Annotated in this window: 10 protein-coding genes; 8 read left to right on the top strand and 2 right to left on the bottom strand. The window is 72.8% G+C overall.

Annotation, left to right across the window (positions count from 1 at the left end; genetic code table 11):
- The first annotated feature begins 37 nt into the window (after positions 1–37).
- The 4 genes from ABD366_RS33745 (at position 38) to ABD366_RS33730 (ending at position 5,934) form a co-directional block, all read left to right on the top strand.
- Entirely contained in the window at positions 38–3,295 is a 3,258-nt protein-coding gene (locus ABD366_RS33745) for a S41 family peptidase (RefSeq protein ID WP_344443041.1), read from the top strand.
- A gap of 297 nt (positions 3,296–3,592) precedes the next feature.
- Positions 3,593–3,946: a histidine triad nucleotide-binding protein gene (locus tag ABD366_RS33740; RefSeq protein ID WP_324768947.1), complete on the top strand. Its 354-nt coding sequence runs from the start codon at positions 3,593–3,595 to the stop codon at positions 3,944–3,946.
- A gap of 21 nt (positions 3,947–3,967) precedes the next feature.
- On the top strand, positions 3,968–4,876 hold the full coding sequence (locus ABD366_RS33735) for a ribonuclease Z (RefSeq protein WP_324768948.1): 909 nt from the start codon (positions 3,968–3,970) through the stop codon (positions 4,874–4,876).
- 26 nt (positions 4,877–4,902) lie between these two features.
- Positions 4,903–5,934: an adenosine deaminase gene (locus ABD366_RS33730; protein ID WP_324768949.1), complete on the top strand. Its 1,032-nt coding sequence runs from the start codon at positions 4,903–4,905 to the stop codon at positions 5,932–5,934.
- Here ABD366_RS33730 and ABD366_RS33725 read toward each other — a convergent pair.
- Both ABD366_RS33725 and ABD366_RS33720 read right to left on the bottom strand, forming a co-directional pair.
- On the bottom strand, positions 5,886–7,250 hold the full coding sequence (locus tag ABD366_RS33725) for an MFS transporter (protein WP_324768950.1): 1,365 nt from the start codon (positions 7,248–7,250) through the stop codon (positions 5,886–5,888). The two genes, ABD366_RS33730 and ABD366_RS33725, sit on opposite strands and share 49 nt — an antisense overlap.
- 350 nt (positions 7,251–7,600) lie before the next feature.
- Positions 7,601–8,398 carry an IclR family transcriptional regulator gene (locus ABD366_RS33720; protein ID WP_324768952.1) on the bottom strand — a complete coding sequence of 266 codons (798 nt, stop codon included), beginning with the start codon at positions 8,396–8,398 and terminating at the stop codon, positions 7,601–7,603.
- A 68-nt stretch (positions 8,399–8,466) separates the two neighbouring features.
- Here ABD366_RS33720 and ABD366_RS33715 point away from each other — a divergent pair, with 68 nt between their 5' ends.
- The 4 genes from ABD366_RS33715 to ABD366_RS33700 all read left to right on the top strand — a co-directional run bounded on the left by ABD366_RS33715 (position 8,467) and on the right by ABD366_RS33700 (position 13,561).
- Positions 8,467–9,507, top strand: coding sequence for a 5-dehydro-4-deoxyglucarate dehydratase (locus ABD366_RS33715; protein WP_324768953.1), 1,041 nt, complete (start codon positions 8,467–8,469; stop codon positions 9,505–9,507).
- A complete protein-coding gene (locus tag ABD366_RS33710) occupies positions 9,504–10,799 on the top strand; it encodes a glucarate dehydratase family protein (RefSeq protein WP_324768955.1) in 1,296 nt (431 codons plus the stop codon). Before ABD366_RS33715 ends, ABD366_RS33710 begins: the two co-directional genes overlap by 4 nt.
- A gap of 148 nt (positions 10,800–10,947) precedes the next feature.
- A complete protein-coding gene (locus ABD366_RS33705) occupies positions 10,948–12,375 on the top strand; it encodes an MFS transporter (protein WP_411293701.1) in 1,428 nt (475 codons plus the stop codon).
- 70 nt (positions 12,376–12,445) lie between these two features.
- The gene (locus tag ABD366_RS33700; protein ID WP_324768956.1) at positions 12,446–13,561 is read left to right on the top strand and encodes a carbohydrate kinase family protein; all 1,116 of its coding nucleotides are present in this window, start codon (positions 12,446–12,448) and stop codon (positions 13,559–13,561) included.
- Positions 13,562–13,649 lie beyond the last annotated feature (88 nt).

Here is a 13,649-nt window from a genome sequence, read left to right as displayed (position 1 = left end):
CTGACGCGCGGCCTGCCGCAAATTTAATGTGGGCGGGGTGACGAATCCTGCCTACCTACGGTTCCCGCACCTGCACGGCGAGTTGGCGGTCTTCACCGCCGAGGACGACGTGTGGGCAGCGCCCCTCGACGGCGGCCGCGCCTGGCGCGTCAGCGCCGACGACGTACCGGTCAGCCACCCCCGGCTCTCCCCGGACGGCACGACCGTCGCCTGGACGTCGCGGCGCGACGGCGCCCCCGAGGTGCACGTCGCCCCGGTCGACGGAGGCTCCGCCGAGCGCCTGACGTACTGGGGGAGCTGGACCACCACCGTGCGCGGCTGGACCCCCGACGGGCGGGTCCTCGTCACCAGTACGCACGGTGAGGCCACGTCACGCCGCAGCTGGGCCCGGGCCCTCCCGCTGGACGGCGGACCCGCCGAACGCCTGCCGTACGGACCCGTCGGCGGCGTCGCGTACGGGCCGGACTCCGAAGTGGTCCTGCTCTCCGCGCCCATGGGCCGGGAGGCCGCCTGGTGGAAGCGGTACCGGGGCGGCACTGCGGGAAAGCTGTGGATCGACCGCGACGGCGGCGGCGACTTCGTACGGCTGCACGACGGTCTCGACGGGAACATCGAGTACCCGCTGTGGGTGGGCGCGGAGGCCCCCGCCGCCCGGACGGAGCCGAGAACCCGGGGGAGGGTCGCGTTCCTCTCCGACCACGAGGACGTCGGGGCGCTGTACTCCTCCCTGGCCGACGGCTCCGATCTGCGCCGGCACACACCCCTCGACGGCTTCTACGCCCGCCATGCCGCGACCGACGGCACCCGGGTCGTGTACGCGAGCGCCGGTGAACTGTGGATCGTCGACGACCTGGACACGGCCGAGCCGCGGCGGCTCGACGTGCGGCTCGGCGGACAGCGCGTCCATCTTCGGCCGCGTCCCGTCGACGCCGCCCGCTGGTTCGGGGCCGCCTCGCCCGACCACACCGGGCGCGGCAGCGCGGTCGCCGTGCGCGGCGCCGTGCACTGGGTGACCCACCGCTCCGGGCCCGCCCGCGCGCTCGCCGCCGAGCAGGGCGTACGGGCCCGCCTCCCGCACACGTTCCGCGTCGACGGCGAGGAACACGTGGTGTGGGCGACCGACGCCGAGGGCGACGACGCGCTGGAGTTCGCGCCCGCCACCGGGGCCGCGCCGGGCGGCACCCCGCGCCGGCTCGGGGCCGGGCGGCTCGGCCGGGTCCTCGGCCTGACCGTCGCCCCGGACGGCGGCCGGGTCGCCGTCGCCGCGCACGACGGGCGGATCCTCCTCGTCGAGCGGGACAGCGGCGACGTACGGGAAGTGGACCGCAGCGAGGACGGGCACGCGTCCGGGCTCGCCTTCTCGCCCGACTCGGCCTGGCTCGCCTGGTCGCACCCCGGGCCGCACGGCCTGCGTCAGCTCAAGCTCGCCAACACCGCCGACCTCACCGTCACCGAGGCGACCCCGCTGCGCTTTCGCGACTACGCGCCCGCGTTCACCCTCGACGGCAAGCATCTGGCGTTCCTGTCGGCCCGCTCCTTCGACCCCGTCTACGACGAGCACGCCTTCGACCTGGCGTTCGTGAGCGGCTCGCGGCCGCATCTGCTCGCGCTGGCCGCGACGACCCCGTCCCCGTTCGGACCGCAGCGGCACGGGCGGCCGTTCGAACCGGCCGACACCCCCGGAGCCGAGACCCCCGACAGCGAGGGCACCCCCGCCACCCGCGTCGACCTGGAGGGCCTCGCCGACCGCATCGTGCCGTTCCCCGTCGAGGCCGCCCGCTACTCGACGCTGCGGACCGCCAAGGACGGCGTCCTGTGGCTGCGGCACCCGGTGCGCGGCGTACTCGGCGACTCGCGGGCCGACCGGAGCGACCCCGACCCGAAGACCCGCCTCGAACGCTACGACCTCGCCCAGCAGCGCATCGAGGAACTCGGCGCCGACGCCGACCACTTCGAGGTCACCGGCGACGGCAAGCGCGTGCTGCTGTGGACCGGAGAGGCGCTGAAGGTCGTCCCCAGCGACCGGCGCCCCTCGCACGACGACGACAGCGACACCAACATCACCGTCGACCTGGCCCGGATCAGCCAGAGCGTCGACCCGGCCGCCGAATGGCGCCAGATGTACGACGAGACCGGCCGCCTGATGCGCGACAACTTCTGGCGCCCCGACATGAACGGGGTCGACTGGGCGGGAGTCCTCGAGCGCTACCGGCCCGTCCTCGACCGCGTCGCCACCCATGACGACCTCGTCGACCTGCTCTGGGAGGTACAGGGCGAGCTCGGTACCTCCCACGCCTACGTCGTCCCCGGCGGTCGGGGCGGCTCCGCCGCGCGCCGCCAGGGCCTGCTCGGCGCCGACCTCTCCCGCCACGAGGACGGCCCGCAGGGCACACCGCAGTGGCGCGTCGACCGCGTGCTGCCCTCCGAGACGTCCGACCCGCGCGCCCGCTCCCCGCTCGCCGCGCCGGGCGTCGCGATGCGCGCCGGGGACGCAATCGTGGCGGTCGGCGGACGGCCCGTCGACCCGGTGACAGGACCCGGCCCGCTGCTCGTCGGTACCGCCGGCAAACCGGTCGAGCTGACCGTCTCGCCCGCCGGGGGCGGCGACCCCCGGCACGTCGTCGTGGTGCCGGTCTCCGACGAGGAACCGCTGCGCTACCACGCGTGGGTCGCCGACCGGCGCGCCTACGTCCACGAGCAGTCGGGCGGGCGGCTCGGCTATCTGCACGTCCCCGACATGCAGGCGCCCGGCTGGGCGCAGATCCACCGCGACCTCAGCGTGGAGGTCGCCCGCGAGGGCCTCGTCGTCGACGTCCGCGAGAACCGGGGCGGGCACACCTCGCAGCTCGTCGTGGAGAAGCTGGCGCGCCGGGTCGTCGGCTGGGACGTGCCCCGCGGCAGCCGCCCCTTCAGCTACCCGATGGACGCGCCGCGGGGCCCCGTCGTCGCCGTCGCCAACGAGTTCTCCGGCTCCGACGGCGACATCGTCAACGCGGCCATCAAGGCGCTCGGCATCGGGCCCGTGGTCGGCGTCCGCACGTGGGGTGGCGTCATCGGCATCGACAGCCGGTACCGCCTGGTGGACGGCACGCTGGTGACGCAGCCGAAGTACGCCACGTGGATGGAGGGACACGGGTGGGGCCTCGAGAACTACGGGGTCGACCCGGACGTGGAGGTCGTGGCCACGCCCCAGGACGTCGTCGCCGGGCGTGACGCGCAGCTGGACGAGGCGGTCCGTCTTGCGCTGGCGGCTCTCGCCGAGAATCCGGCCAAGGTGGCACCCGGGTTGCCGTAGCCCTTCCCGTCTGCCGGGTGCGGGTCGTTTTGCGGGTGCGGGCCCGGTGGGGGCTGGTCGCGCAGTTCCCCGCGCCCCTGAGATGCGCACTGCGTGCGCCATCTCAGGGGCGCGTGAAACGCGCCCATGGGGCTGCGGCGGAGCCGCATGCTCCAGGGGCGCGGGGAACTGCGCGACCAGCCACGACGCACCCGCGCTCGCCGACGATGGATCAAGATGGCAGACGGATGTGCCCGCCGACGGGGCTGATCGATACCATGCCGCCGTACGGAAACGCCCCCGCAAAGGAGACCCGACGTGACCGGCGAACCCCAGGCGGACTGCCTGTTCTGCAAGATCGTCGCGGGGGACGTACCCGCCACCCTCGTCCGCGAGACCCCCACCACCGTAGCGTTCCGGGACATCAACCCCCAGGCGCCGACCCACATCCTGGTCATCCCGCGCGTCCACCACCCGGACGCCGCCTCCCTCGCCGCCGCGGAGCCGGAGATCGCCGCCGACGTGCTGCGCGAGGCCGGCGAGGTCGCCAAGGAGGAGAAGCTGGAGAGCTACCGCCTCGTGTTCAACACGGGCGGCGGCGCGGGCCAGACCGTCTTCCACGCGCACGCCCACGTCCTGGGCGGCCGCGACCTCCAGTGGCCCCCCGGATAACGGGCGGCAGGACAACTCTCCGTGTCCGTACGTGAATTCGTCGTCCTCGGCACCGCCAGCCAGGTCCCGACGCGCCACCGCAACCACAACGGCTATCTGCTGCGCTGGGACGCCGAGGGCATCCTCTTCGACCCCGGCGAGGGCACACAGCGGCAGATGCTGCGCGCCGGGGTCGCCGCGCACGACCTGAACCGGATCTGCGTCACCCACTTCCACGGCGACCACTCGCTGGGGCTCGCAGGGGTGATCCAGCGCATCAACCTGGACCGCGTACCGCACCCCGTGACCGCTCACTACCCGGCGTCCGGGCAGCGCTTCTTCGACCGGCTGCGGTACTCCACCGCGTACCGGGAGACCGTCGGCATCACCGAGGAGCCGGTCGGCGGGGAGGGCGCGGTGCTCGCGGACACGCCCGCGTACCGGCTCGAGGCGCGCAGGCTGTCGCACCCCGTCGAGTCGTACGGATACCGCCTCGTCGAGCCGGACGGGCGCCGCATACTGCCCGAGCGGCTCGCCGCGCACGGGATCGCGGGTCCCGACGTGGGCCGGCTGCAGCGCGAGGGGAGGACCGGCGACGTCACGCTCGAAGACGTCAGCGAGGTGCGGCGCGGGCAGCGCGTCGCGTTCGTCATGGACACCCGGCTGTGCGACGGGGTGACCGAGCTCGCCGAGGGCTGCGATCTGCTCGTCATCGAGTCGACGTTCCTCGACGAGGACCGTCGACTCGCCTCCGACCACGGGCATCTGACGGCCGGGCAAGCGGCCCGCGTCGCCCGTGACGGCGGCGTGCGCCACCTCGTACTGACGCACTTCAGCCAGCGCTACGGCGACCCGGAGGAGTTCGCACGACAGGCGCGGGCCGCCGGGTTCGAGGGGGAGCTGACGGTCGCCCGCGACCTGGACCGCGTACCGGTGCCCAAACGCCTCTGACGTCCCCCTTTGCGTACGATGCTCGGATGTCCCTCGCACCACTCGCTCGCATCCCCAAGGCCGAGCTGCACCTGCACATCGAAGGCACCCTCGAACCCGAGCTGGCCTTCGCCCTCGCCGACCGCAACGGCATCACGCTGCCCTACGCCGACACCGAGGCGCTGCGCAAGGCCTACCTCTTCGACGACCTCCAGTCCTTCCTGAACCTGTACTACGAGCTCATGGCCGTCCTGATCACCGAGGACGACTTCGAGGCGCTCGCCGACGCCTATCTGGCGCGCGCCGCCGGGCAGGGTGTGCGGCACGCCGAGATCTTCTTCGACCCGCAGGCCCACACGGCGCGCGGCGTCGACATCGGCACGGTCGTCGAGGGGCTCGGCCGGGCGCTCGCGCACAGCGAGGAGCGGCACGGCGTCTCCACCAAGCTCATCATGTGCTTCCTGCGCGACCAGTCCGCGGAGTCGGCGATGGAGACGCTGGAGGCCGCGAAGCCGTACCTGGACCGCATCGTGGGCGTCGGCCTCGACTCGGCCGAGGTCGGCAACCCCGCCTCGAAGTTCCGCGAGGTCTACGAGGCCGCCGGCGCGCTCGGCCTGCGCAAGGTCGCGCACGCGGGCGAGGAGGGCGACCCCTCGTACATCTGGGAGGCCCTCGACGTGCTCGGCGTCGAGCGCGTCGACCACGGCCTGCGGTCCCTGGAGGACCCTGAGCTTGTCGCGCGGCTCGTCCGGGACCGGATCCCGCTGACGCTCTGCCCGCTGTCGAACGTGCGGCTGCGCGCCATCGACGTACTGGAGGAGCACCCGCTCGTCGCCATGATGGACGCCGGGCTGCTGTGCACCGTCAACTCCGACGACCCGGCCTACTTCGGCGGCTACGCGGGCGACACCTTCCACGCCGTCCACGAGGCCCTCGCCCTGGACCACGAACGGCTGCGGGAGCTCGCCCGCAACTCGTTCGTGGCGTCCTTCCTCGACGGCAGCGCGGAGGACGAGGCGCGGCGCGCCCGCTATCTCGCCGAGGTCGAGGCGTACCCGCTGGACGACATCTCGGGCTGAACCCCGTCGGGGCCCGCCGTCGTGAAAGCGGCCTGGACCGGTTCGTGCCGGTCCACCGAGGCGGCGGGCACCTCCAGGGGGTAGATCTCGACGACCGGCTGCTCCAGCAGGCCGGACGGCGGGACGATCGCGCCGACCGGGGCGCCGCTGCGGCGCCGGGCCGCACCCGCGAACAGCGGGCGGCCGCCGGTGTGCAGGGCCACCGCGGTCAGCGGCAGTGCCAGCAGGAGCAGCGCGACGGCGAGCGCCGTGCCCATCGCGGGGAAACCGACGGCCTGCGACAGGGAGCTGCCCACCAGCGGGCCGCACGCCGTGCCGAGCGAGGACGCCGAGCCGACCAGGACCGCCCAGCGGCCGCGCGGGTCGAGCGAGGCGGCGAGGCCCAGCAGGTACGAGAGCACCACCGGGTAGAGCGTGTTCCAGGCGATCTCGCCCGTCGCGAAGGAGCCGAGGCCGTCGGCGCGGGCGCTGAGCGCGATGCAGCAGGCGATGGCCGCCGTACCGGCACCGATCGGCAGCGCGCGGCCGAGCCGGGTGCCGAGCGCGCCCGCGCCGATCACACCGAGCAGGCCCGCGCCGAGCGCCACCGCGAACACGCTGCCCACGGTGACCTCGCTGAGGCCCGCCTGGACGGTGCCGATGCGGCTGCTGACGCCCCACAGGGAGTTCTGCGCCATCGACCAGCAGACGATGACCACGGCCAGGGCTGAGCCTGAACGTGCGTACGGCAGCGGGCTTTTGAAGGTGGGTGTGGCCTGCGCCGGGCTGTTGTCCGGCCCTGCCGGGTCGGCGAGCCAGCGCGTCGCAGGCCATACGGCGAGCGCGGTCACGGCGAGCGCGGCGAACGGCAGGGCGTGGCCCGTCGGGCTGATCCGCGGGATCGACAGGTAGAGGGCGCCGGCCAGCGCCGAGACGGTCAGCAGGCCGAGCGTGGACGCGCGGTGCGGATCTTTCTGGGCGGCGATCCCGGTGGCGGCGACGGCCGTTGCCGTGCCCGAGCCGAAGCCGCCGATCATCGCACCCGCGACGACCAGGGGGACGGAGGTGGACAGCGCCGCGGTGCCGTAGCCGACGGCGGCGAGGAGGAGTCCGGCGCGGGCGGCGCGGCGGGCGCCGATCCGCTCGACGCGGGCCGCGAGCGTGAAGCCCGCGGTGGCCGAGCTCAGCAGCAGCGCGCTGCCGGCCAGACCAGCCTGCGTGGGCGAAAGCCGCAGGCTGTCGGCGAGTCTGCCGACGACGGTGGGGAGCAGGTAGGCAGCGAGATAGCCGGCCGTGAAGAGGGCTATGAGTGCGGGCCGGGGAGCGCGCGAAGACACGGGCAGTCCTGTAGACGGACCCCCTTGCCTTGGACGCTGTTTTGGGCAAGGGGGTGGTAAGGAAAGGGAGTTGGGAGCGCGACGTCTTTGCGAACGGGACCGAACCGGGGACGTTGGGGCGCGGGCCAATTTGTATCAAGCCATAGGGGTCCCACAGAAGCCGGGGCTGTGTGACCTATGGCACATCTGGTTTGGGGGTGAACGGGCCGGGTAGCTGAGGTGTTTTTCCGGCGGCCGGCGGCGGGCCCGACGGGTGGCGCCGAGGCGTCTTTCCGGCGGCTGTCGACGGGGTCCGGCGGGTGGCGCTCAGGTGTTTTTCCGGTGGCTGCCGTCGGGGTCCGGCGGGTGGCTCAGCGCCAGTCGGGGGTGCCCGCGGGGCCTCGGTGGGCGGCCGTCTCGATCCGCGCGCGGGTCTCGCGCATGACCGCCACGATCCGCTGCTCGTGCTCCGCGGTCAGCCGCGCCACCGGCACCGAGCAGCTGATCGCGTCGTGCGCCGGAGCCGCGTAGCGCAGGGCGAAGCCGAAACCGACGATGCCCTCCACACCCTCCTCGCGGTCGACCGAGTAGCCGCGGGTGCGGGTCGCCGCGAGGTCGGCGGTGAGCGCCTCGCGGGTGGTGTGCGTGTTGCCGGTGGCCCGGTCGTAGGGGCCCGGCGGCAGCTCGGTGTCGGAGCGTTCGGCCAGGAGCGCCTTGCCGAGGGCGCCGACGTGCGCGGGCAGCCGGCGGCCGACCCGGCTGATCGTGCGCAGGTACTCGTGCGATTCGCGGGTCGCCAGATACGCCACGGCGAACCCGTCGAGCCGGCCCAGGTGGATCGTCTCGCCGAGCGCCTCGGACGCCTCGTCCAGGTGCGGGCGCGCGGTACGGACGTACGGGTCGGTGTCGAGGTAGCTGGTGCCGGTCAGCAGGGCGTGGATGCCGATGCCGTAGAGGGAGCCGGTGACGTCGGTACGGACCCAGCCGCGCGCGATGAGCGTCTGCAGGAGCGCGTACATGGAGCTGCGCGGCACGGCCAGCTCGTCGGCGAGCTCCTGGAGACGGGCCGGGCGGTCGCCGCGGGCGGCCAGCACCTCGAGCAGGTCGACGGTGCGGGCTGCCGACTTCACCTCGCGTACGCCGCGACCTTGCTGTTCCTGCTCTGGCATGCGCCGATCGTAAGCGGGGCCGCCACAACCATTGACGGTGCCCATTCGCCTATCTAATCTCCATCTACATGTGTGGATGGCATCTACGTACGGAGACAGAAGAGAGTCGCGGCGACGTCGTGACCCGGCTGCGGGAGGGCATGAAGCGCGGCGTCCTCTCCTTCCCGCTGACGAGCTTCACCGACGACGGGGCACTCGACCTCGACGGCTTCCGCGGATACGTCGCCGCCCAGGTGGCGACCGGACCCGGCGCCGTCTTCCCGGCCTGCGGCACCGGCGAGTTCTTCTCCCTCGACGAGGACGAGTACCGGCAGATCGTCACCGCCACCGTCGAGGAGACCGCCGGACGCGTCCCCGTCGTCGCCGGCATCGGCTACGGCTGGGCGCAGGCCGCGCGGTTCGCGCGCATCGCCGAGGAGGCCGGCGCGGACGCCCTGCTCGTCCTGCCGCACTACCTCGTGCGGGGCCCGCAGAGCGGGCTCGTCGCCCAGGTCGAGCGGATCGCCGCCCGGACCCGGCTGCCCCTCATCGTCTACCAGCGCGACCAGGTCGCCTTCACCGCCGACTCGTTGCAGCGGATCGCCGCCCTGCCGGGCGTCATCGGCCTCAAGGACGGCCACAGCGACCTCGACCGGCTGCAACGCCTCACCCTCGCCGCGCCGGACGATTTCCTCTTCTTCAACGGGGCCGCCACCGCCGAGGTTCAGGCCCGCGCCTACGCGGCCGTCGGCGTCCCCGCGTACTCCTCGGCCGTGCACGCCTTCGCACCCGAGATCGCCGCCGCGTTCTTCGGCGCGCTGCGGGACGGGGACGACGCCCGGGTGGATCAGTTGCTGCGCGCCTTCTACATCCCCTTCGTCGAACTGCGGGACCGCGTCCCCGGATACGGCGTCGCGCTCGTCAAAGCCGCCGCCCGGCTGCGCGGGCGCCCCGTCGGGCCGGTGCGCGCGCCGCTCGCCGACCCGGGGCCGGCGGACCTCGCCGAACTGGAGCGGCTGCTCGGCGTCGGCCTCGACCTCGTCTCCGCACCCGCCGCCGCGGGGGCCCCGAGAAATACAGAAGCCTCAGACAACCCGAACGCCCACGACACCCCGGGAGCCGCCCGATGACCGACCTGACCATCACCGATGTCCGCCTCACCCCGATCCTCGTCGCCGACCCGCCGCTGCTCAACACGCAGGGCCTGCACCAGCCGTACACGCCCCGGCTCATCGTCGAGGTCGTCACCGCCGACGGCGTCGCCGGTGTGGGGGAGACCTACGGCGACGCCAAGTATCTGGAGCTCGCCCGGCCCTTCGCCGAACGGCTGATAGGGCGTCAAGTCGCCGACCTGAACGGTCTGTTCACCCTCGCCGACGAAGTCGCCGTCGACGACTCCCGCGTCCAGAACCAGGTCGACGTCGGTGGCCTGCGCGGCGTCCAGACCGCCGACAAACTGCGCCTGTCCGTCGTCTCCGGCTTCGAGGTCGCCTGCCTCGACGCCCTCGGCAAAGCGCTCGGCCAGCCCGTCCACGCCCTGCTCGGCGGCAAGCTCCGCGACTCCGTCGAGTACAGCGCCTACCTCTTCTACAAGTACGCCGATCACCCCGCCGGGATCGCGAGCGAGAAGGACGACTGGGGCGCCGCCCTCGACCCGGCCGGCGTCGTCGAGCAGGCCCGCCTCTTCAACGAGCGGTACGGCTTCGAGTCCTTCAAGCTCAAGGGCGGCTGCTTCGCGCCCGACGAGGAGATAGCCGCCGTCCGCGCCCTCGCCGAGGCCTTCCCCGGAAGACCGCTACGGCTCGACCCCAACGGGGCCTGGTCCGTGGAGACTTCGCTGAAAGTCGCCGACGAGCTGAGGGACGTACTGGAATACCTGGAGGACCCCGCGCTCGGCACGCCCGCCATGGCCGAGGTCGCCGCCAGGGCCGGTGTGCCGCTCGCCACCAACATGTGCGTGACCACCTTCGCGGAGATCAAGGAGGCGTTCACGACCGGCGCCGTCCAGGTCGTCCTCTCCGACCACCACTACTGGGGCGGCCTGCGCAACACGCAGCAACTCGCCGCCATCTGCCGCACGTTCGGCGTCGGCATCTCCATGCACTCCAACACCCACCTCGGCATCAGCCTCGCCGCCATGACGCACGTCGCGTCGACCGTGCCCAATCTGCACCACGCCTGCGACTCCCACTATCCGTGGCAGTCCGAGGACGTCCTGACCGAGCGTCTTACGTTCGAGGGCGGGCGGGTCGCCGTCTCCGACGCGCCTGGGCTTGGCGTCGAACTCGACCGGGACAAGGTCGAGTTGCTGCATCAGCGGTGGCTCGACGACGCCTTCGCCGGGCTTCGTGATCGTGATGACGCTGCCGCCATGCGGGTTCTCGATCCCGAGTGGGTCACGCCTGCCGTGCCGCGCTGGTAATCGCTTCGACTTCGGCTTCGGCTTCGGCTTCGGGGTCGGTGGTCCTGCCGGCCCCGCTTTTCCCCCTCACCCCGCTATTCCCGCTTCCCCTCTGACCCCGCTGTTCCCGCTTTCCCCCCACCCCCTCTGCCCACGACCGGAGCCGCTCGTGTCCGCAGCAGTCCCCAGCCCCGCCCCCGCCCCGGCCCCCACGGAGCACCCGCCCGCCGTCCAGTCGGCCATCCGCAAGATCTTCCGGCGCGTCGTCCCGCTCTTCTTCGTCATGTTCGTCGCCAACTACATGGACCGGGTCAACCTCGGCTTCGCCCAGGACCAGCTCCGCGCCGACGTCGGGCTCTCCGCCGCCGCCTTCGGCCTCGGCGCCGGCATCTTCTTCATCGCCTACGCGATCTTCGAAGTGCCCAGCAACATACTCATGGAGCGGTTCGGCGCGAAGGTCTGGCTGACCCGCATCATGATCAGCTGGGGCATCGTCGCCACCGCCATGGCCTTCGTCAACAGCGTCGAGATGTTCTACGCGCTGCGCTTCCTGCTCGGCGTCGCGGAAGCCGGGTTCTTCCCCGCCGTCATCTACTACTTCTCCCGCTGGCTGCCCGACTCGCACCGCGGGCGTGCCACATCGGTGTTCCTGATGGGGTCCGGCACCGCGACCGTCATCGTGGGCCCGATCTCCGGCGCCCTGCTGGAGATGCACGGGATCTGGGGGCACTCCGGCTGGCAGTGGATGTTCTTCATCGAAGGCGTCGTGTCGGTGGTGCTCGGGTTCGTCGTCTACCGGTTCCTCGATTCGAGCGTCGAGAGCGCCACCTGGCTCAGCCGCGAAGAGAAGGACGGCCTCGTCGACGTCATCGACGCCGAGCAGCACCGGCGGGAGGAAGGGCGGGCCACCGCACGCGTCTCCCGCTGGAAGATGCTCGCCGATCCACAGATGCTGCTCTTCCTGTGGATCTACTTCGCCATCAACGTCGCCCTGTACGCCGTCACGTTCTGGCTGCCCTCCATCGTCGACGACATCGGAGGACTCGGGGAGTTCCAGGTCGGGCTCCTGACCGCCGTGCCGTGGCTCTTCGCCATCGCCGCCGTGTACGTCTCCGGGCGGCTCTCCGACCGGATCGGCAAACGGCGGCCCATCCTCGTCGCCCTGCTGCTCATCGGCGGCGCCGGGACCCTGCTCGCCGTGTTCGTCTCACCCTGGGTGGGGCTCGGCGCCCTCTGCCTGGCCGCCGTCGGGTTCAAGCCCGCCTCCCCGATCTTCTGGACCATTCCCCAGAGCTACCTCGACGCGCGGGCCGCCGCGCCCGGCATCGCCCTCATCAACTCCATCGGCAACCTCGGCGGGTTCGTCGCCCCCACCGCCTTCGGGCTCATCGAGGACGCCACCGGCTCCACCAAGGGCGGGCTCGTCGGGCTCACCGTGGTCGGGTTCCTCGCCGCGCTGAGTGTGCTGCTCGTGCGGGGTGGTGGGCGTAACGACGCCGTACGCGGGGCGCGGCGTGTACGGGGTGGCGCGGCCCCGAGGGTGCGGGGTGGTGTGGCCCGGCGCGTGCGGGGTGGTGCGGCGCGTGTGACGGGGTGATGTCAACTGCCGTGGTACGAGACCGCTTCATGCACACTGTCCGGACCCGTACCACTACAGGGAGAAGGACGTGACCCACCCCGAACCGGCCCGCCCCGACACCGCCCACACGGACCCTCTCGCGGCCCTTCGCGCACCCGGTGACCCCGCCTGCGACGTGTACCTCACCGGCACCGTCTTCCTCGACATCGTCTTCACCGGACTGGACAGCGCGCCCGTACGGGGCACCGAGTCGTGGGCCCGCGGCATGGGGTCCAGCCCCGGCGGCGTCGCGAACATGGCGGCGGCGCTCGCCCGGCTCGGGCTGCGTACGTCGCTCGCCGCGGCCTTCGGTGACGATCACTACGGCGAGTACTGCTGGGACACCCTGGAGCAGGGCGAGGGCATCGACCTGAGCTACTCGCGGACCGTCGCCGGCTGGCACTCGCCCGTCACCGTCTCCATGGCCTACGAAGGCGAACGCACCATGGTGAGCCACGGGCACGAGCCGCCGCCCGAGGAGCCCGCGCCCCGGTGTCCGCCGCCTGCGCGGGCCGCCGTGGCGTCCCTCGTGCCGGGGGTGGGGGCGCCCTGGGTCGGTGAGGCTGCGCGCAGCGGGACCCGGATCTTCGCCGACGTGGGGTGGGACGAGACCGGGCGGTGGGATCTCGCGGCGCTCGGGGACCTGCGGCAGTGCGAGGCTTTCCTGCCCAACGCGGAGGAGGCCATGCGGTACACCCGTACGTCGTGTCCGCGGGCCGCGGCGCACGCGCTGACGGAGTATGTGCCGCTGGCCGTCGTGACGCTGGGGGCGGAGGGGGCGTACGCGGTGGACGGGCGGACCGGGGAGACGGCGTCCGTGCCGGCGATCGAGGTGGCGGCGCTCGATCCGACCGGGGCGGGGGATGTGTTCGTGGCGGGGTTCGTGACGGGGACGCTGGCGGGGTGGCCGCTGGCGGATCGGCTGGCGTTCGCGGGGCTCACCGCGGCGTTGTCCGTGCAGGAGTTCGGGGGGTCGTTGTCTGCGCCGGGGTGGTCGGAGGTGGCCGCTTGGTGGCGGCAGATCCAGGCGTACGAGGAGCGCGGGGAGCAGGATTCTGCGGCGCTCGGGAGGTATGCGTTTCTGGAGCCGCTGTTGCCGGAGGCGGGGCGGCCTTGGCCGCTGCGTCGGGCCGTGCCGACGATCGGGTTCGGGCGTATCGCGTGAATGGAGGGTGGCTGGTTGCGGTTTCGTCGGCGGCTGGCGGGTTCGTTGTGGCCGGTGTGTGGGTGGGGGCGGGGGGGGGCGGGGGATG

It is taken from the genome of Streptomyces kunmingensis (assembly GCF_039533535.1).
GTDB lineage: Bacteria > Actinomycetota > Actinomycetes > Streptomycetales > Streptomycetaceae > Streptomyces > Streptomyces kunmingensis.
This window is presented reverse-complemented; position numbering and strand designations above follow the sequence as displayed.